The sequence below is a fragment of the Phenylobacterium sp. genome, from assembly GCF_046290725.1.
In the GTDB taxonomy this organism is placed as follows: Bacteria; Pseudomonadota; Alphaproteobacteria; order Caulobacterales; family Caulobacteraceae; genus Phenylobacterium.
Genome location: NZ_JBKBUH010000002.1, coordinates 438,328 through 456,815, shown reverse-complemented (window position 1 = coordinate 456,815; position 18,488 = coordinate 438,328). Strand labels below are relative to the sequence as shown.

The following is an 18,488-nucleotide window of genomic DNA, read 5'->3' as shown; positions in this document are numbered from 1 at the left end:
TCAGCGCGTCGCGCCCATGGGCTTGATGGGCTGGGGCTCCTCCTCGTCGCGCTTGACCCCCCAGAGCAGGATCACGGGCGCGGCCACATAGATCGAGGAGTAGGTGCCGATCACGATGCCGAAGATCATGATCACCGAGAAGCCGAACAGGGTCGGACCGCCGAAGACGGCCAGGCCTGTGAGCGCCAGCACGGTCGTCAGGCCGGTGATGATCGTCCGCGAGAGGGTCTCGTTGATCGAAAGGTCGATCACCTCGCCCAGCGGCATCCGCTTGTACTTCCGCAGGTTCTCCCGCAGCCGGTCGAACACCACCACCGTGTCGTTCATGGAATAGCCGATGATGGTGAGGATGGCTGCGATGGTGGTCAGGCTGAACTCCAGCTGGAACACCGCGATCAGGCCGAAGGTCAGGATCACGTCGTGGAACAGGCCCACGACCGCGCCGACGCCGAACTGAAGTTCGAAGCGAAACCAGATGTAGAGCAGCATGAGGCCGATCGCGAGACCGAGCGCCAGCAGACCGCTGCGGAAGAGCTCGCCCGAAACCTTCGGCCCGACCACGTCGACCTTGTCGAACGACACCTCGCCAAGCGCCTGGCGCAAGGCGCCTTGCACCTGGTCGACCGCCTGAGCGGGCGCGACATTCTCCGGATTCTGGAACCGGACCATGGCCGAGGTCGGGGCGCCGAAGGCCTGCACCTGGACGTCGCCGAGGTTCTGGGCCTCGAGCGTCCTTCGCACCTTGGCCAGATCCACCGGCTCCGGTGTCGAGAGCTCGATCAGCGTGCCCCCGCGGAAGTCGATGCCGCAGGCCAGGCCGGCGCAGGGCGGCTGGAAAGGCAGCAGGGTGGCGGCCAGCGAGCCGATCACCGCCAGGGCGGAGATGATGGCGGCGAGCCGCGCGAAGGCGACGAACCGGAAGTTCGTCTTGACCGGAAGGATGCGGATGAGGGGCCACATGTCGAACGCCTCCTAAACGATCGGCAGGGCCTTCGGGCGTGTGGTGCGGAACCACACGGCCAGAAGCACTTGGGTGACCAGGACGGCGGTGAAGACCGAAGTCACCACGCCGATGGAGAGCGTCCAGGCGAAGCCGCGGACGGGGCCGGAGCCGAACTGGAACATGATCAGCGCCGCCAGGATGGTGGTGACATTGGCGTCGATGATGGTGCTCATGGCCCGGGAGAAGCCGGCGTCCATGGCCGAGAGCGCGTTGCGCCCGCTGCGCATCTCGTCGCGCATCCGCTCGTAGATCAGCACGTTGGCGTCGACGGCCATGGCGAGCGTCAGGATCAGGCCTGCGATGCCGGGCAAGGTGAGCGTCGCCTGGAAGGCCGACATGATCCCCAGGATCAGCACCCCGTTGAACAGCAGCGCGATCACCGAGATGCCGCCGAACAGCAGGCCGTAGGCGAGCACCATGAACACCAGGATCGAGACGAAGCCGATGACGATGGAGACCGATCCGGCGCGCACCGCGTCGGCCCCGAGTTCGGCCCCGACGGTGCGCTGTTCCTCGACGTTCAGGGGCGCCGGCAGGGCGCCCGCCCGCAGCAGGATGGCCAGGTTGTTGGCGCTCTCGACCGAGAAATTGCCGGTGATCCGGCCGTTGCCCCCGACAATCGGGCCTTGGATGGTCGGCGCCGAGATCACCTTGCCGTCCAGCACGATGGCGAAACGCTTGCCGACGTTCTGGGTGGTGGCGTCGCCGAAGCGCCGCGCGCCCTGGCTGTTGAAGCGGAAGGAGACTTCCGGCTGGCCGGTCTGCTGGTCGAAGGCCTGCTGGGCGTCGGTCAGCATCTCGCCGGTCACCAGCGCCCGGCGGCGCACCACATAGGCCGGCGCGTACTGGTCCTCGCTGGGCAGCAGTTCCGAGCCCGGCGGAATGCGGCCGGCGGCGGCCTCGGCGGCGGTGACGCTCTCGTCCACCATCTGGAAGGTCAGCTTGGCGGTCTGGCCGATCACGTCCTTCAGCCGTTCGGGATCGCTCTCGCCCGGCGCCTGGACCACGATGCGGTTCACGCCCTGGCGCACGATGGTCGGTTCGCGCGTGCCCAGCTCGTCGACCCGGCGGCGGATGATCTCGATGGACTGGTCCACCGCCTTGGCCGCCTCGGCGTTCAAGGCTTCGGGCACGAAGGCCAGGCGGATGCGCCCGCCGGACGCCGAGACGGTGATGTCCCGCCCGCCGGCGACCCCGGCCAGCGGCGCGCCCACGGAATTGCGCAGGGTGTTGATGGCGGTGTTCACCTGGGCCGGATCGGTGATCTGGACGGTGATCGCGCCGTCGGTGACGCGCAGTTCGCTGAAGCCGATCTGCTCCTGGCGCAGGATGGTGCGCACGTCCTCCAGGACGTTGGTCAGACGTTCGGCGCGCAGGGCCTGGGTGTCGACCTCGAGCAGGAGGTGCGAGCCGCCCTGCAGATCGAGGCCGAGGTTCAGGGTCTGCCGCGGCATGAAGCCGGGAAGCGCCTCGCGCACATTGGCCGGCAGGAAGGTCGGAAGGGCGAAGAGAACGCCGAAGATCAGCGAGGCGACGACCGCCAGGACCTTCCAGCGCGACAGGGCGAGCATGGGCGTGGGGCCTTAGGCCTTGGAATCGTTGGCGGCGGCGGGTTCGCCGCGGGTGCGGACCTCGGCGATCATGCCCTTGACCACCTTCACGGTGACGCCCTGGGCGATCTCCAGCCCGATCTCCTTGTCCTCGACGCGCACGACCTTGCCGATCATGCCGGAGTTCAGCACCACCGTGTCGTTGCGCTTCAGGTTCCCGATCATCTGGGCGTGCTGCTTCATCCGCTTCTGCTGCGGACGGATCATCAGGAAGTAGAACAGCACGATCAGGCCGATCAGCGGCAGGAACTGGATCAGCATATCTCCAGGGCCGCCGCCGGCGGCGCCGGCGGTCTGGGCGAATGCGGGGGTGGCGAACATGGCCTCTCCGGATAGGCGTGGTCGGGCGCGGACGGCGCGCCCTTTTTTCAAGTCGGCGGAAGCTATGCGCTGCGTCCCGGTTTTGCAATGGAACGCCCCTGCGGCTAAGCACCGGGCCATGGACGAGACGCTGAAGCCTGCCCTCGAACGCATCGCCGCCGCCCTGGAGCGCCTGGCCCCGCCGCCGCGGGCGACGCCGGCCTTCGAGGGCGCCCGGCTCTTCCGTCACGATCCGGCGACCGGCGCCTTCCACCCCGCGCCGGACTATCCCCTCCCCCTGGATTCACTGATGGGCGTGGACCGGCAGAAGGCGCGGTTCCTGGAGAACCTGCAGCGGTTCGCCCGCGGCCTGCCCTGCAACCACGCCCTGCTGTGGGGCGTGCGCGGCACCGGCAAGAGCTCGCTCGCCAAGGCGGCGTTCATGGCGGCGGCGCAGGAGGCTCCCGACCTGAAGCTGGTGGAGGTGGACCGCGACCAGGTGACCGCCCTGCCCGCCCTGTTCGACGAGTTGCGCGCCCGCTCCGAACGGTTCGTGGTGCTGTGCGACGACCTCTCCTTCGAGGAGGGCGCCGCGGCGGCCAAGGCGCTGAAGTCGGCCCTGGAGGGGGGCGTCTCCGGCCCGCCCGCCAATGTCCTCTTCGTCGCCACCTCCAACCGGCGCCACCTGATGCCGCGCGGCCATACGGAAGACCGGGGCCTGATCGCCACGGCCGAGGACGCCGAGGAGGAGGTCAGCGTCTCCGACCGCTTCGGCCTGTGGGTCGGCTTCCCGCCCATGGACCAACCGACCTATCTGGCGGCCGTGACCGGCTACGCCGAGCGCTACGGCCTTGCGGTCGTGGACCTGGACCGCCGCGCCCTGCAATGGGCCCAGCTGCGCGGCGGCCGCTCCGGCCGCGTGGCCTGGCAGTTCATCCGCGACCTGGCGGGAGAACTGGGCAAGCCTCTGCCGCTGTAGGGGAACTTCCCTCTCCTCACCCCTCTCCCGCCGTGCGGGAGAGGACGATTTCGCTTGCGATCACTCTCCCCATGAAGGGGAAGGAAAGCGCGGGCGCTACCGCGGCAGCACCAGCTTCGGATCGATCGGACGGGCCCGGTCCGCCGGTGTCGGCGCATAGCGAACCTCGAAGTGCAGCTGAGGCTCGGAGACCCCGCCCGTGGAGCCGGCCTGGCCGATCTGCTGCCCCTGGACAACCTTGTCGGTCATCTTCACGTCGACACGGGAGAGGTGGCCATAGGCGGTCACCCAGCCGTCGGCGTGCTTGACCAGCACCAGATTGCCGAAGCCCGGCACCTGGTCGCCGGCATAGACGATGTCGCCGGCCGCAGCGGCGCGAACGGTCGTGCCGGCAGGCGTGCGGATGTTGACGCCGTCGTTGCGCTGGCCGGTGCCCTTGGGCCCGAAGTCGGAGATCACGTCGCCGCGGACGGGCCAGATGAAGCGCCCTCGGCCGAGCTCGGCGATCTGGGCGTCGGGCAGCGGGCCGGCGCTGGGAATGATCGGCGCGACGCCGGGCGGCGTCGTGGCCGGCGGCGGAGTGGTGGCGGGGGGCGTCCGCGCCGGCGGCGTCTGAGCCGGCGGCCGCGGGGTCGGCTGCGGAGCCGGCTCCGGCTGAGTCTGCCGGGGCGGCGGGGGCGGAGGCGGCGGCGGCACGCTGGTCGCAGGCGGCGGCGCAGCGGCGGGCACGGTCTGGGTGGTCGTGGTCCGCACCGGCCCGCGGTCGGCGAAGCCCGCCGGCAGCAGCAGGCGCTGGCCCGGCCGGATCGGCGCGTTGAGGTCCATGCTGTTGGCCTCGGCGATGGAGGCCGGCGTCACGCCGAAGCGGCGCGAAATGGCGAACAGGGTGTCGCCGGGCGTCACCACATAGGCCTTGCCCCGCGACTGCGGCCCTTTCAGCGTCTGGCCGGGACGCAGGCGATAAGGCGCTTCCAGCCCGTTGTCGTCGGCCAGCTGCTTGCGCGTCGTGCCGAGCGTCCGGGCGATGGCGTCGAGGTTGTCGCCGGACTTGACGGTATAGGTGACTGCCGGGCCCGAGGCGTCCACCACCTGGCCCGTGACGCTGAGGGTGGTGACTTCGCGGGTCGTGGTCGCAGCCGGCGCGGGCGTACGCTGAGCCGGCGGAGCAGTCGTCGCGCCGCCGATGGCGGGAAGCTGGGTGCTGCCCACCGGCGCGGTCGGGCGGGCGTCGGGACCCGGCGTCGGCGCCGGCGGCGCGGCGGCAGGCGGCGGCGGCTGCCCGCCCGACGGCGGCGGGGCCGTGATCGGAAAGTTCGGGCGCGGCCCCTCGGGCATGGTGGTGCAGGCGCCGAGCAGCCCCGCCGCCGCCAGAATGGGAATGGTCCGCGAAATGGAAAGCGTCATCGCCGCTCCGTTTTGATGCCGGAATCAGTCGAGGCGTCAGGGTTAATGATGGGTTACGGCCGACGCCGAAGCCAACCCAAAGTCGTCGTCGTTCAGGGTTCTTTCGCGACGCCTTCGAGCAGGGGAACGAAGCGGACGTCGGTCAGGGTCTCGACCGCGAACCCGCCGTGGCCGTCGCCCACATAGCGGCGAAGGCTCTGAACCGGCCCCTTCCCGATCGGCGCGACGAGGATCCCCTTCGGCTTCAACTGGGCGAGCAGAGCCTTGGGCTCCTCCGGCGCCGCGGCTGTGACCAGAATGCGGTCGAAAGGCGCCTGCTCTGGCCAGCCCAGGCCGCCATCGCCGAACCGGGTGATGACGTTGGTGAGCTCCAGCCGCCGGAACCGCGCCTCGGCCTCGGCCAGCAGGGTGCGATAGCGCTCCACCGTATAGACCAGCCGCGCCAGCTTGGAGAGGATGGTGGTCTGGTAGCCGGAACCCGTGCCGATCTCGAGCACCCGCGCGCGCGGTTCGACCTGCAGGGCCTGGCTCATCAGGCCGACAATGAAGGGCTGGCTGATCGTCTGGCCGCAGGCGATCGGCAGGGCCGAATCCTCCCAGGCGCGTTCCTTGAAGAGGTCCGGCGTGAAAATGTCGCGGGGCGTGCTTTCGATGGCGTCCAGCACCGCCGGATCGGTCACCCCTTGCGAGCGCAGCGACAGGATCAGGCGCGCGCGCTTTTCGGCGGAGTCTTCTTCCCGTTCGTGCTCTTGCCCGGCCATCGCCCCCCTCAAGCCTTCGGCGGCGCGCCGCCCAGCACGCCCTTCAGGCGGAAGACGGTTTCGGCGTGAGTCAGGTCGATATGCAAGGGGGTGACCGAAATCCGGCCCTCGTAGATGGCCTTCAGGTCCGTGCCGTCGGCGGGTATGGACCGCTCCTGCCGAAAACCCATCCAGTAGTATTCGCGGTTCCGCAGGTCGACGCGCTTTTCGGCGTGGCGCACGTGCACGTCGCGGAAGGTCTGGCGCGTGACCTCGACCTCGCGGATCTCCTCCACCGGCCGGGCCGGGAAGTTGACGTTCATCACCACGTCCTTCGCCCAGCCGGTCTCCACCAGCTTGCGGATGATGCCCGGGGCGAAGTGCTCGGCGGGCGCGTACATCGACTGGTCGAGTTCGGGCCAGCCGGTCTGGGAGAGCGCGATGGAGGGGATGCCGAGCGCCATGCCCTCGATGGCCCCGGCCACCGTGCCGGACATGGTGACGTCTTCGGCGAGATTGGCGCCGCGGTTCACTCCGGAGAGAACGAGGTCGGGCCGCGCCCCGGTCACAAGTTCGTGCACCGCCAGCATGACGCAGTCGGTGGGCGTGCCGGTGGTCGAGAACCGCCGCTCGTCCAGCCGCCGGACCCGAATCGGGTCGGACAGCGTCAGGGCGCGCGACGCGCCCGACTGCTCGTACTCGGGGGCGCAGATCCAGACGTCGTCGGAGAGCACGCGGGCGATGTTCTCCAGCGCCACGAGGCCTTCGGCGTGGATGCCGTCGTCGTTGGTGAGGAGGATCCTCACCGCCCGCCCCCGATATGCGTCATGCCCGGCAGATAGGGATGCAGGGCCTGGGGAATGGCGATGCGGCCGTTCTCGTCCTGGTAGTTCTCCATCACCGCCACGAGGGCGCGGCCGACGGCCAGGCCCGAGCCGTTCAGGGTGTGGACGAAGCGGGTTCCCTTCTCCCCGGCCTTCTTGGCGCGCGCGTCCATGCGCCGGGCCTGGAAGTCGCCGCAGTTGGAGCAGGAACTGATCTCGCGGTAGCGCCCCTCGGACGGCAGCCAGACCTCCAAGTCGTAGGTCTTGCGGGCCGAAAAGCCCATGTCGCCAGAGCACAGCAGCACCGTGCGGAAGGGCAACTCCAGGGCCTTCAGCACCGCTTCGGCGCAGGAGACCATGCGCTCGTGCTCCGCCTCCGACTGCTCGGGCGTGGTGATGGAGACGAGCTCGACCTTCTGGAACTGGTGCTGGCGGATCATGCCGCGGGTGTCGCGGCCCGAGGCGCCGGCCTCGGCGCGGAAGCAGTGGGTGAGCGCGGTCAGGCGCAGCGGCAATTCCTCCTCCGCCACGATCTGCTCTCGCACGAGGTTGGTCAGCGAGACCTCGGCGGTGGGGATGAGCCAGCGGATCTCCGGAGCCTCGGGGAGATCGGCGCCTTTCAAGGCGCGGGTGTTCTCAAGGCCCGGAACCGCCACGAACTGATCGTCGGAGAACTTCGGCAGCTGGCCGGTGCCGAACATCGCCTCGCTGCGCACCAGCATGGGCGGCGAGACTTCCGTATAGCCATGCTCGCGCGTCTGCAGGTCGAGCATGAACTGGCCGAGCGCACGTTCCAGGCGCGCCAGCTCGCCCTTCAGCACCACGAAGCGCGAGCCGCTCATGCGGGCGGCCGCCTCGAAGTCCATCAGACCAAGGCCCTCGCCCAGGTCGGCGTGATCCTTCGGCGCGGCGATGGCGAAGGGTTCGCCCCAGCGGCGAACCTCGACATTGTCGTTCTCGTCGGCGCCGGCCGGCACGTCGGCCGCCGGCAGGTTGGGCAGTCCGGCCAGCAGCTCGCGCAGGGCCTCGCCGAGGCTGCGTTCGGCTTCGCCCTGCTCGGCCAGGGTGGTCTTCAGGACCTCCACATGGGCGATCAGACGGGCGGCCTCGGCCTCGTCCTTGCGGGCCTTGGCCTGGCCGATCAGCTTGGAGCTCTCGTTACGCTCGGCTTGGGCCGCCTGCAGGGCGGTCTGGGCGGCCCGCAGCTTCTCGTCCAGCGCCAGGGCCTCGGCCGCCGCCCCGGACCGTCCCTTCGCCGCCCAATGCTTCTCGTAGAGCTCGGGGGTTTCGCGAATGGCTCGAATGTCGTGCATGGCTGGCCGTCTGTGGAGCTAGGCGGCCTTCTCTAGAGCGCGTCGGCGGAGGGGGAAAGCCCCGGCGGAACCGGTCAGACCGGCACGATGTCGTGGGCGGCGTCTTCCCGCGCACGGCGGCGCTCGATCAGGCGCACGCACCAGATCGAGACCTCGTAGAGCAGAAGAATGGGCAGGGCGAGCAAGGTCTGGCTGATCGGATCGGGCGGGGTCAGGATCGCCGCCACCACGAAGACGCCGACGATAGCATAGCGCCGTCCGGTCCGCAGCGCCTCGGAGGAGACGATTCCCGCCATGCCAAGCAGGGTCAGCACCACCGGCAACTGGAAGCAGAGCCCGAAGGCGAGCAGCAGGGTGGTGACCAGGGTCAGATAGTCCGAGACCTTCGGCAGGAGCTCCACCGAGATGGAGCCGGAGCCCACGATCTGCTGGGACAGCGAGAACCACAGCACGAAGGGCAGGATCACGAAATAGACCATGGCCGCGCCCAGCAGGAACAGGCTGGGCGAGGCCACCAGGAACGGCAGGAAAGCGCGGCGTTCGCGCTTGTAGAGCCCCGGCGCCACGAAGCCGTAGACCTGCCAGGCCAGCACCGGGAAGGTGACGACCACCGCCCCGAAGGCCGCGAGCTTCATCTTGGTGAAGAAGAACTCCAGCGGCGCGGTGAAGACCAGGCGCAGGTTCTCGCCGCCTTCCGGCGCGACGTCCTTCAGGCCCACCAGCACGGCCAGCAGGTCGAACGGCCCGTTCTCGCCGCCGCTCTGCTGGGCGGCGAACATGTGGGCGGCCACCTCGAACGGGTGCAGAAGGAAATTGTAGATCTGGGTGGCGAAGACGAAGCAGAGGACGAATCCGGCCGTCAGGGCGGCCACGCAGACGATGAGCCGCGAGCGCAGTTCGGTCAGGTGATCGAGCAGCGGTGCGCGCGAGGACTCGATCTCGGCTTCGTCGTCGGGAAGCTCGCTCATGCCTTGGCGTCCGCTTTCGGCGCGGCCTTGCGGCGGGGCTTCGGCGCCGCCTCCCCTTCGGCCTTGGGCTTGGCGCGCCGGGCGCGGGGTTTGGCCTCGACCGCTGGCGCGGGCTCCGGCTCAGCCGCCGGTGCGGCGTACTGATGGCTCATCGGCGGATGGAGCTGAACGCCGCCGCCCTGCAGGCTGTCGCCGATCTCACGCATCACCTGCTCGGCCTCGGCCTTGGAGGCGTCGAACTGGCCCTCGGGGTCGGGGATCTGGCCCCGGCGCAGGGCTTCGACCTCCTTGCGCAGTTCGTCGAGCTCCGACTGGCGGGCCATCTCGTCGAAGCTGGCGCGGAATTCGGCGGCCATGGCCCGCAGCTTGCCCATGAACTGGCCCAGCTTGCGCAGCATGACGGGCAGGTCCTTGGGTCCCACCACGATCAGGGCGACCACGGCGATCAGCAGAAGTTCGACACCGCCGATGTCCGGAAGCATTCGGAAAGCCTAGATGCGAGAGCCCGCGCCGGCGAACCGGCGCGGGCGAAGGTCAAGCGGGATGCGGGCGATCAGCCGCGCGCTTCGTCTTTTTCGCGTTCGCCCGGGAGGGTCTTCGACTTCTCGGCGGTTTCGGGCTCGCCCTTCAGGCCGTCACGGAAGGCGCGAATGCCTTTCGCGGTGTCGCCCATGATGGACGAGATCTTGCCGCGGCCGCCGAACAGCAGGGCGGCCAGGACGACGACGATGATTATCTGCCACAGGCCAGGACTCATGTGAGCGACTCCTTCAGCGGAAAAGCCAGGCCGGCGCTCCGCATTGTTCGCGCCACATATAATCGTTTGGGCCGCGACTCGCCAACGTGAGCCGACGCGTCAAATGGGCAGGGCCTCATTCCTCCGCAGATCCCAGGAAATCGGTGTGGAATTCGGGCGCCTCGTCGCCTTCCAGCGGATCTTCGTCGAGGGCGGCGCCCTCCGGATTGGGGACGGCGAAGTCGGGCGGCAGGTCCAGGCTGAGCAGGCCCGCGGCCTTCATCTCCGCCATGCCGGGCAGATCGCCCAGGCTGGCCAGCCCATAGTGTTCCAGGAATGCGTCGGTGGTGCCGTAGGTCACCGGCCGGCCCGGCGTGCGACGGCGGCCCCGCATCCGCACGAGACCAAGCTCCAGCAGCACGTCCAGCGTGCCCTTGCTGGCCTGCACCCCGCGCACGGCCTCGATCTCCGCCCGCGTCACCGGCTGGTGGTAGGCGATGATGGCCAGGGTTTCCTGCGCCGCCTTCGAGAGCCGCCGCGGCTCCTCCCGCTCCTCGGTCATAAGGAAGGCGAGGTCGGCGGCGGTCTGGAACCGCCAGCGCCCGCCGACGCAGGCGAGCTCCACGCCCCGCCCGGCATAGCGCTGGGCCAGGGCCGCCAGCGCGGCTTCCGCATCGGCGTTGGCCGGTAACCGCCCGGCGATGTCCTCCAGGCTCAAAGGGCCTGCGGCCGCGAACAGCAGGGCCTCGACCTGGCGTTCGGTGTCTGAGGCGTTCATGGCGGGCTAGCTCGTCCAGAGGCAGCTTTTCCTCTCCCGTTTACGGGGGAGGAAAAGGGGGCGCGACACGGGCGTCAAACCAGCACCTGCCGCTTGGCGCGCAGATAGACGTCGGCGAAGGCTTCCAGTTGGCGCATGTCCATGGCGCCCTCCTTCACCAGCTCCAGGCTGGCCGAGAGGGTGGAGGCCACATAGGAGGCCTGGCTCGGCCCCTCCCCGCGCGGCCGCACGGGCGCAACGCCGGTGAGCGGGGTCCAGCGTTCCAGGTCGGGCAGCATGGAGCGCAGGCGCTCGCGCGCGTCTTCCAGCGGATAGGCCTGCTGGGCGTGCACCCGAGGCGTGTAGTGCCGGGCCTGCTCCCTGCGCCGTTGCTCGATATAGGCGGTCATCAGTCCATAGAGGTCCCCCTCGATCCGTGTCGAGGGAATGACCTTGATCGCTTGTGGATCGCCCCGACCGAACACCGCCTGCCCGAGTTGCGGTCGATCGCGCAGGGCCTCCATCGCCTTGCGCATGGCGTCGAGCTTGGCCAGGCGGAAGGCGAGCTGGGCGGCCATCTCCTCGGCCGGCGGCTCTTCGGCCTTGGGCCGCTCCGGCTTGGGCAGCAAGAGGCGCGACTTCAGATAGGCCAGCCAAGCCGCCATGACGAGATAATCGGCGGCCAACGAGAACCGCACGCGCCGAGCCTGGTGTACAAAGGTCAGATACTGTTCGGCGAGCTTCAGGATCGAGATCTTGAGGAGGTCGACCTTCTGCGTGCGGGCCAGGGCCAGCAGCACGTGCAGCGGACCTTCGTAGCCGTCGACATCGACCACCAGCGCCTCGCCGTCCTCCGCCGCCGTGCGGACGGCCTCGAAGTCGAGGGTGGGCTGGAAGGTGCTCACGCAGCCCTCCCGGCGAAGGCCGCCTCGAAACGCGCCCAGCCTTCCTCGGCGTCGAACGGCTCCGGCTGACGGGCGATGCGCCCGAGCGCCGCCGCAGCGCGCCGGGCGGCCTGGCCGGCCAGCCTCTTAGCCCCGGCGGCCACCGCCATCATCTCGTGCATGTCGCCGTTGCAGTGCAGGACCACGTCGCAGCCGGCGGCGAGCGAGGCGCGCGCGCGCTCTTCGAACGAGCCCCCCAGGGCCTTCATGGAGAGATCGTCGCTCATGACGAGGCCATCGAAGCCGAGCGCGCCGCGGATCACCTGACGCATAGCCTTGCGCGATGTCGTCGCCGGGCGCTTGGGATCCACGGCCGTGTAGACGACGTGAGCCGTCATCGCCATGGGCATGTCCGAAAGCACCCGGAAGGGCGCGAAGTCCCAGGCGTCGAGATCCTCATAGGCGGCGTCGACCACCGGCAGGGCGAGGTGGCTGTCGGCCGTGGCGCGTCCGTGCCCCGGTATGTGCTTGATCACCGGCAGGACCCCTCCGGCGATCAGGCCTTCGCACGCGGCGCGGCCGAGCGCGGCCACCGCCTCGGGCGTCGCGCCATAGGCCCGGTCCCCGATCACGTCATGGGCGCCGGGAACCGGCACGTCCAGGACCGGCACGCAGTCGACATTGATCCCGAGCGCCGCCAGGTCGTGGGCCAGCAGCCGGGCGCCGAGCCGGGTGATTTCCCGACGCAGCAGCGGATCGTTGGCCGGCAGCTCGCCATAGGCCCGCCCGGGCGGATAGCGCCGCCAGTGCGGCGGCCCGAGCCGCTGCACGCGCCCGCCCTCCTGGTCGATCAGCACCGGCGCGTCGGCGCGGCCCACCGTGGCGCGCAGGTCGTCCACCAGGCGGCGCACCTGGTCGGGCGTCTCGACATTGCGGGCGAAGAGGATGAAACCCCAGGGCCGCACGTCGCGGAAGAAGGCGGCCTCCTCCGCGCCGAGTCTCGAGCCTTTGCAGCCGAAGATAGCGGCGAGCGTCACCGGACGAAGCAGCTCTTGCCGGCGGCCTTCAGCTGGTCGCAGAAGGCCTGGGCGTCGCCGCGGCTGGAAAAGCCGGTGACCAGGGTGCGGTAGAGCGTGGTCCCGTCCCGCTCGACCGGCTCAACCCGCTTCCCCTTGCCGGCGCCCAGGGTGGGGGCGGCGCGGATCGCTTCGTTCCAGGCGCGGTCGGCCAGGGCTTCAGACGACACCGCGCCGATCTGGACGGCGGCGACTCCGGATGCGGCGGGCGCCGGCGCCTTGGCGGGCGGCGGCGCAGGCGTGGTGGGCTGGGCCTGCGGAGTCGGCGCCGGGGCCGTCTTCGGGGCCGGCGGAGCCGGTTGGGCGACCACCGGCGGCGCCGGAGCGGCCGTCACCGGCGGCGTGGGCGTCGGCCGCAGCGGCGGAGCCTCCACCGGCGCAGGACGCGGCTGCGGCTGTTCCGGCGGCGGGATGAAGGTGGGCTCGGCGGGGGGAACCTCGCCGTCGCGCGACTGATAGATCTGCAAACCCGCGGCCGGGTCGACCGGCTGGGCCCCGGCGGGCGCCGGCGCCTTCAGGTCGCCCACCGGCGCGCCCACCGTCTGCGGCGGCTGGCCGGCCTCACGCACGCCCGAGCGGTAGAACATCACGATCGCGACGATCAGCAGCAGCAGCACGATGGCGCTGACGATCAGCATGACGGGGGCCGGACGCGAGCCACGCACGGGCTGGCGCGCGTCGAAGGCGAGCGGCGCGTCGGTCGGGGGCGTGTAGGCGCCGCGATCGGGATCGGACATGAAAGGCTCCGAACGGTCTCGGGCGCCGCGCGAATCGCGCGCGGCGCAGGTCAGTTTAACGAAGCCCGCAGGCTTCCGGTCACCTTGGGCCATTCCCCTGTGGAAAACGGCCGCCAGGACGCCCGGCGCTCAGTTCCAGACGTCGAGGTGGAACAGCCTGCGGTGCTCTTCGATGGCGAATCGGTCGGTCATGCCGGCGATGTAGTCGCACACCACCCGGGCCCTGCCGGCCTCGTCGCGGTTCTGCGACCTTGCGAACCACTCGGTCGGCAGGACGTCGGGTTCGGCCATGAACAATTGGAACATTTCGGCCAGAATGCGGCGAGCCTGGCTGCGGGTGCGGTTCACCTTCCAGTGCCGATACATGCGGCTCATCAGGAACTCGCGCAGGCGGCCGAGGTCTTCGAGCATGTCGCGGGAAAAGGCCACCAGGGCGTGGTCGAGATTGCGCACATCCTCGGCCGAAGCGACCTTGGCCTCCGTGGCGCGACGATGGGTCTCGGCCAGGACGTCGTCGACCATGGCGCCGATCATCCGCCGCACGGCCTCCAGCCGCACGATCCGCGGCTCGATGTCGGGATAGTCCCGCCGCACCTGGACGACGATCGGGCCGATGAGGGGCACGTCGCGAAGTTCGTCCAGGTCGAAGAGACCGGCCTGCACCCCGTCGTCCACATCGTGGTTGTTGTAGGCGATGTCGTCGGCCAGCGCCGCCACCTGGGCCTCGGCCGAAGCCCAGGTCGAGAGGCCGAGATCGTATTCCGCATCGAACTCGGCGATGGCGCTCCAGGAGGGCTTGGCCAGCTTCTCGGTCACCGGACCGTTGTGCTTGATCACCCCCTCGAGGGTCTCCCAGGTCAGGTTCAGCCCGTCGAAGCGCGGATAGCGGCGCTCCAGCTTGGTGACCACGCGGAAGGTCTGGACGTTGTGGTCGAAGCCGCCATACGGCTCCATCTGCACCTGCAGCTCGTCCTCCCCGGCGTGGCCGAAGGGCGGGTGCCCCAGGTCGTGGGCAAGCGCGATGGTCTCGGCCAGGTCGGCGTCCAGCCCCATGGCGGCGGCCAGGGAGCGGGCGATCTGCGCCACCTCCAGCGAATGGGTCAGTCGGGTGCGGAAGTGATCGCCCTCGTGCGCCACGAAGACCTGGGTCTTCTCCTTCAGGCGGCGGAAGGCGGTGGAGTGGATGATCCGGTCGCGGTCGCGGGCGAACGGGGTGCGGGTGCGGCTCTCGGGCTCCTGGACCTTGCGCCCCAGCGAACGGGCGGGATCTTCGGCGTAGGGCGCGCGCGGCGGAAGGGCCATGACGTCTCTGCTTGAACGGCCTCTTGGTGGAAGCCTGGGGAGAACTCATATAGTCCAGGGTGAGGTTTACCGCAGCATGACCACGTCCGACATCACGCTCTCTCCTGCCGCCGCGCGGCGCCTGCATTCGATCTCGGAGGCCGAGGGCCGCCCCGTCATGCTGCGCGTGGCGGTGGAAGGCGGCGGCTGTTCCGGCTTCCAGTACCAGTTCGACCTGGTCGAGGCCGCCCAGCCCGACGACCTGAAGGTGGAGCGCGACGGCGCCGCGGCCCTGGTGGACGAGGTGTCGATCCCCTTCCTGAAGGGGTCGGAGATCGACTTCGTCGACGAACTGGCCGGCGCGGAGTTTCGCGTGCGCAACCCCAACGCCAAGTCCAGCTGCGGCTGCGGCGTCAGCTTCTCGATCTAGCCGCCGAAGCGTTCGATCACCTCCGCCAGAGGCACGTGGCCCAGGCAGACGCCGGAACCCCGAGGCGTCTCTCCAGCCTCGACCGCGCGCGCGAACACCACCGCCGGATCGGCCTCCAGGCGCTGGCGGAGCGCCGCGAGCCTCGGCCAGCGCGCCACCTCCGCCACCTCATGGAACTCCAGCCAGCGGGCGACGCCGACCAGGATCGCGTCGGCCAGGGTCGGCCTGTCGCCCACCAGGTAGGGGCCCTCCCCGACCATCGCCTCCAGCTTGTCGTGCCGCTCGATCACCGCCGCCCGGCCGAAGGCGCGCAGATGCGCCTGACGCTCCGGCTCGGGCGGATCCATCTCCAGGGCCGCCCAGAGCGGCCCGAAGGCGCCGGTGAAGCCGGTGTTCACGAAGGCCATGAGCTGATGCATCCGGTCAGCCTCCGGCGAGCGCGAATCGAAGCTGATCCTGCGCTCGGCGTCTCGGGCTTCAAGCCAGGCGGCGATGGCCATGGTCTCGGTGAGCGCGCGCCCTTCATCGGTGATCAGCGCAGGGGTCTCGTGGCGGGCGTTGATCCGCGCATAGGCGGCCTCGCGCATCTCGCCCAGCATGTCGACGCGGCACAGGCGGTAGGGCCGCCCCAGCCATTCCAAAGCCGCGACGAGCCCCATCGAGCTTCCCTCCGGGAAGCCGTAGACAAGAATAGGTTCCATGATCTCGTTCCGTGATTTCGAGGGATCACGCTGCGCAGCGAGACTGGAACTTAGGGACCCCGCGGCCCATGTGAATTACGCACAGAAATGTAACCAGGCCGCCGCTCCATGAAGGACGTCGTTTCGCGCTGCCCCATCGAAGAGGCCATGCGCGTGCTCAGCGGCCGCTGGCCGACGCTGCTGCTCTACTATCTGAAGGACGGAACCAAGCGCTTCAGCGACCTGAGACGGGACAATCCGACCGTCTCGCACCGGATCCTGACCCTCGAGCTCCGCAAGCTTGAGGAGGCCGGGATCGTTCAGCGCACCGCCTTCCCCGGCTATCCCTTGCGGGTCGAGTACGACCTTACCGAAACCGGCCGGCGGCTCGTGCCGCTGATCGACGCGCTCGGCGACTGGTGGGAGGAGAGCGCGGCGGCGCGCGCAGCCGGCGTGAAGGCGTCCGAACCGGCCTAGGGTTGTCGCCCCGCCTCCGCCGCGGAGCGGAAGGCGATCCCCTCCGGCTTGGCGAACAGCGAGAGGTCGGGCGGCAGGTCCACGGCGTAATCCAAGTAGCGCAGCACCATCACCGGACGGTCGTTCCTGTAGCGGCCCACGGACACCACGCGCCGTGCGTTCGGCGCCACCAGCACCTCGATCCGGTCGATGCCGACCGACACCTGGTGTTTGTCCAGCGCCTGACCGTCGAGCGTCACCCGCTCCACCGGCCGCGGGGCGTATTGGGCCACGAAATCCAGCTCGCAGCCGGTCTCGAGCTTGCCCAGCACCGCCGGCAGGTCGGCGCCGGAGAAGATCGGGGCGCGGAACTCGAACTCCGGCCCCGGGTCCACCGCATGGCGGCCGGTCCGGTCGGCGAGGTTGACGAACCAGACGTCGGGCTCGTTGACCACCACCAGCAGATGGGCGCCGGTGGCGGGGTTCGGCTCCTCCTCGACCCGGCCGTAGCGTTCCGTGTGCCGGTACATGGTCTTAGGCCTAGCTGCGAACGATGCGGGATCGATCCCCGGCGTGACGTTCGAGAACACCACCTTGGCCATCTGCGGCGGCGCGCACTCGGCCGCCGACACGTTCGCGCCCCACAGCGCCGCCGCGGCCAGAGCTCCCAGCCCGAGGATCGTCCTGCCCATGCGTCCCTCCATCCGGCGCCCAGGGTTCCGGGTCGCAGCCCCGTCGTCAACCGCGTCCGGAGGCTTGAGCCGCCGCCGGCCTGCCTCTAGCGTCCCCCCGCCAACGGAGCCGCGCATGAAGATCGCCACCTGGAACGTCAATTCGGTCAACGCCCGGCTGGAGACCGTGCTGCGCTGGTTCGAGGAGGCGAAGCCCGACGTCGCCTGCCTGCAGGAGCTGAAGTGCGTCGACGAAAAGTTCCCCGCCGAGGCCTTCGAGCGCCTGGGCTACAACGCCGCCGTCCACGGCCAGAAGACCTATAACGGGGTTGCGATCCTCTCGAAGGCGCCGCTGGAGGACGTGCGCCGCGGCTTGCCCGGCGAGGAGACCGACGAGCAGGCGCGCTATATCGAGGCGGTGGTCTCCGGCCCCCGGCCGGTGCGGGTGGCCTCGATCTACCTGCCCAACGGCAATCCGATCGGGACCGACAAGTTCGCCTACAAGCTGCGCTGGATGGCGCGGCTGACCGCCCACGCCCGCGAGCTGCTGGCCTATGAGGAACCGCTGGCGCTGATGGGCGACTACAACGTCATCCCGGAGCCGCGCGACGCCGCCCATCCGGAAAACTGGACCGACGACGCTCTATTCCAGACCGAAAGCCGCGAGGCGTTCCGCACGCTGAAATGGATCGGCCTGACCGAGGCGTATCTCGCCGCCGACGGCGCGCCGGACGCCTACACCTTCTGGGACTACCAGGCCGGCGCCTGGCAGCGGAACAACGGCATCCGCATCGACCACGCTCTGCTCTCGCCCCAGGCGGCCGATCTTCTGCGGGGCTGCGAGATCCACCGCCACGCCCGGGGCTGGGACAAGCCCTCCGACCACGTGCCGCTGGTGATCGAGCTCGACCTCTAGGCTTGGCTTTCGGAGGCGGGCGAACACCGTTAGCGTCCGGACATGGACGAGCTCGCCCGCCTGCTCCTGCTGTTGGGCTTCGCCGGCGTCGTGGTGACGCTGGGCGGATCGGCCGTCATCTGGTTCATGGCCGAGGAGCGCCGGCTGCGCCGGGCGCTCGCCAAGGTCCTGGGCGCCAAGCCCGACGCGGTGGTCCTGGCGCTTGGCCGCGGGCGGGGCGCGGGCCTGGCCCTGCAGAGCGGCCGGGCGGCGGTGGCCTGGGACTCCGGAGGCTGGTGCCTGGTCTATAGGCTCGACGAGATCGCCGGCGCCGAGATCCTGCTGGACGGCGAGGTGGTAGCCCGCGCCTATCGCGACGAGCCGCGCCGGGCGCTGGACCGCGCGACCGAAGTGGCGGGTCAGGTGACCCTGCGCCTTGTCTTCGACGACCCTGCCCACCCGGACTTCGACCTCGACCTCTGGGTCGCCGGCGACGAAGCGCGGCGCGCCGGCGCATCGCCCCGGGCCGCCCTGCAGGAGGCCAACCGCTGGCTCGCCCGGATCGAGGCGATCCTGCGCCGCCCCGGCGTTCCGCGCGCCGCGCCGGCCGTCGCCGCACGCCCTGCCCCGCCGCCCGAGCCGGAGCCGCAGCGCGACGACTTCGAAGACGCCTTTGAGGAGGATGAGGGGCCGCCGTGGGACGAGGACGACGACAACGACGGAGACGCGCCAGGTCGTTGACGT

General features: G+C 70.0%; 22 protein-coding genes. 5 read left to right on the top strand and 17 right to left on the bottom strand.

Features of this window, described 5'->3' with window-relative positions:
• Genes secF through yajC form a run of 3 tightly spaced genes read right to left on the bottom strand, consistent with a single transcriptional unit; the run spans position 1 to position 2,874 of the window.
• Positions 1-960 carry a protein translocase subunit SecF gene (gene secF, locus ACK41C_RS13510; protein ID WP_409655218.1) on the bottom strand — a complete coding sequence of 320 codons (960 nt, stop codon included), beginning with the start codon at positions 958-960 and terminating at the stop codon, positions 1-3.
• A gap of 12 nt (positions 961-972) precedes the next feature.
• Complete coding sequence (gene secD, locus ACK41C_RS13505) at positions 973-2,574, bottom strand: protein translocase subunit SecD (protein ID WP_409655216.1); 1,602 nt, start codon at positions 2,572-2,574, stop codon at positions 973-975.
• 12 nt (positions 2,575-2,586) lie between these two features.
• Positions 2,587-2,874 carry a preprotein translocase subunit YajC gene (yajC, locus tag ACK41C_RS13500; RefSeq protein ID WP_409656670.1) on the bottom strand — a complete coding sequence of 96 codons (288 nt, stop codon included), beginning with the start codon at positions 2,872-2,874 and terminating at the stop codon, positions 2,587-2,589.
• A gap of 178 nt (positions 2,875-3,052) precedes the next feature.
• Here yajC and ACK41C_RS13495 point away from each other — a divergent pair, with 178 nt between their 5' ends.
• A complete protein-coding gene (locus tag ACK41C_RS13495; RefSeq protein WP_409655213.1) occupies positions 3,053-3,892 on the top strand; it encodes an ATP-binding protein in 840 nt (279 codons plus the stop codon).
• A gap of 96 nt (positions 3,893-3,988) precedes the next feature.
• Here ACK41C_RS13495 and ACK41C_RS13490 read toward each other — a convergent pair whose 3' ends face one another.
• The 12 genes from ACK41C_RS13490 to ACK41C_RS13435 form a co-directional block, all read right to left on the bottom strand.
• Complete coding sequence (locus ACK41C_RS13490; protein WP_409655210.1) at positions 3,989-5,296, bottom strand: peptidoglycan DD-metalloendopeptidase family protein; 1,308 nt, start codon at positions 5,294-5,296, stop codon at positions 3,989-3,991.
• 92 nt (positions 5,297-5,388) lie between these two features.
• Positions 5,389-6,057: a protein-L-isoaspartate(D-aspartate) O-methyltransferase gene (locus ACK41C_RS13485; RefSeq protein ID WP_409655207.1), complete on the bottom strand. Its 669-nt coding sequence runs from the start codon at positions 6,055-6,057 to the stop codon at positions 5,389-5,391.
• A gap of 8 nt (positions 6,058-6,065) precedes the next feature.
• Positions 6,066-6,842: a 5'/3'-nucleotidase SurE gene (surE, locus tag ACK41C_RS13480; RefSeq protein WP_409655204.1), complete on the bottom strand. Its 777-nt coding sequence runs from the start codon at positions 6,840-6,842 to the stop codon at positions 6,066-6,068.
• Positions 6,839-8,173 carry a serine--tRNA ligase gene (gene serS, locus ACK41C_RS13475; RefSeq protein ID WP_409655201.1) on the bottom strand — a complete coding sequence of 445 codons (1,335 nt, stop codon included), beginning with the start codon at positions 8,171-8,173 and terminating at the stop codon, positions 6,839-6,841. The genes surE and serS overlap by 4 nt, the downstream gene beginning before the upstream one ends.
• Before the next feature lie 74 nt (positions 8,174-8,247).
• On the bottom strand, positions 8,248-9,141 hold the full coding sequence (gene tatC / locus ACK41C_RS13470) for a twin-arginine translocase subunit TatC (RefSeq protein ID WP_409655198.1): 894 nt from the start codon (positions 9,139-9,141) through the stop codon (positions 8,248-8,250).
• Positions 9,138-9,623 carry a Sec-independent protein translocase protein TatB gene (gene tatB / locus ACK41C_RS13465; protein ID WP_409655196.1) on the bottom strand — a complete coding sequence of 162 codons (486 nt, stop codon included), beginning with the start codon at positions 9,621-9,623 and terminating at the stop codon, positions 9,138-9,140. Before tatB ends, tatC begins: the two co-directional genes overlap by 4 nt.
• Positions 9,624-9,694: 71 nt before the next feature.
• The gene (locus ACK41C_RS13460) at positions 9,695-9,898 is read right to left on the bottom strand and encodes a twin-arginine translocase TatA/TatE family subunit (protein WP_409655194.1); all 204 of its coding nucleotides are present in this window, start codon (positions 9,896-9,898) and stop codon (positions 9,695-9,697) included.
• Between the two features lie 115 nt (positions 9,899-10,013).
• Positions 10,014-10,655: an SMC-Scp complex subunit ScpB gene (gene scpB, locus ACK41C_RS13455; RefSeq protein ID WP_409655191.1), complete on the bottom strand. Its 642-nt coding sequence runs from the start codon at positions 10,653-10,655 to the stop codon at positions 10,014-10,016.
• A 74-nt stretch (positions 10,656-10,729) separates the two neighbouring features.
• On the bottom strand, positions 10,730-11,539 hold the full coding sequence (locus ACK41C_RS13450; RefSeq protein ID WP_409655188.1) for a segregation and condensation protein A: 810 nt from the start codon (positions 11,537-11,539) through the stop codon (positions 10,730-10,732).
• Positions 11,536-12,555 (bottom strand): beta-N-acetylhexosaminidase, encoded by a 1,020-nt coding sequence (gene nagZ, locus ACK41C_RS13445; protein ID WP_409655185.1) that lies wholly within the window; start codon positions 12,553-12,555, stop codon positions 11,536-11,538. The genes ACK41C_RS13450 and nagZ overlap by 4 nt, the downstream gene beginning before the upstream one ends.
• The gene (locus ACK41C_RS13440) at positions 12,552-13,331 is read right to left on the bottom strand and encodes an SPOR domain-containing protein (RefSeq protein ID WP_409655182.1); all 780 of its coding nucleotides are present in this window, start codon (positions 13,329-13,331) and stop codon (positions 12,552-12,554) included. Before ACK41C_RS13440 ends, nagZ begins: the two co-directional genes overlap by 4 nt.
• Before the next feature lie 129 nt (positions 13,332-13,460).
• A complete protein-coding gene (locus tag ACK41C_RS13435) occupies positions 13,461-14,633 on the bottom strand; it encodes a deoxyguanosinetriphosphate triphosphohydrolase (protein ID WP_409655179.1) in 1,173 nt (390 codons plus the stop codon).
• Positions 14,634-14,709: 76 nt separating this feature from the next.
• Here ACK41C_RS13435 and erpA point away from each other — a divergent pair, with 76 nt between their 5' ends.
• Entirely contained in the window at positions 14,710-15,042 is a 333-nt protein-coding gene (erpA, locus tag ACK41C_RS13430) for an iron-sulfur cluster insertion protein ErpA (RefSeq protein ID WP_409655176.1), read from the top strand.
• Here the strand turns inward: erpA and ACK41C_RS13425 are convergent.
• Positions 15,039-15,743 (bottom strand): glutathione S-transferase family protein, encoded by a 705-nt coding sequence (locus ACK41C_RS13425; RefSeq protein ID WP_409655174.1) that lies wholly within the window; start codon positions 15,741-15,743, stop codon positions 15,039-15,041. The two genes, erpA and ACK41C_RS13425, sit on opposite strands and share 4 nt — an antisense overlap.
• Positions 15,744-15,851: 108 nt before the next feature.
• On the opposite strand from ACK41C_RS13425, the gene ACK41C_RS13420 reads away from it, so the two are divergent.
• Positions 15,852-16,199, top strand: a complete 348-nt coding sequence (locus ACK41C_RS13420) for a winged helix-turn-helix transcriptional regulator (protein WP_409655171.1) — start codon at positions 15,852-15,854, stop codon at positions 16,197-16,199.
• On the opposite strand, the gene ACK41C_RS13415 is transcribed toward ACK41C_RS13420, so the two are convergent.
• On the bottom strand, positions 16,196-16,870 hold the full coding sequence (locus tag ACK41C_RS13415; RefSeq protein ID WP_409655169.1) for a hypothetical protein: 675 nt from the start codon (positions 16,868-16,870) through the stop codon (positions 16,196-16,198). The genes ACK41C_RS13420 and ACK41C_RS13415 overlap by 4 nt on opposite strands.
• A gap of 115 nt (positions 16,871-16,985) precedes the next feature.
• On the opposite strand from ACK41C_RS13415, the gene xth reads away from it, so the two are divergent.
• Both xth and ACK41C_RS13405 read left to right on the top strand, forming a co-directional pair.
• On the top strand, positions 16,986-17,765 hold the full coding sequence (gene xth / locus ACK41C_RS13410; protein ID WP_409655166.1) for an exodeoxyribonuclease III: 780 nt from the start codon (positions 16,986-16,988) through the stop codon (positions 17,763-17,765).
• A gap of 42 nt (positions 17,766-17,807) precedes the next feature.
• Positions 17,808-18,485 (top strand): hypothetical protein, encoded by a 678-nt coding sequence (locus tag ACK41C_RS13405; protein WP_409655163.1) that lies wholly within the window; start codon positions 17,808-17,810, stop codon positions 18,483-18,485.
• Positions 18,486-18,488 lie beyond the last annotated feature (3 nt).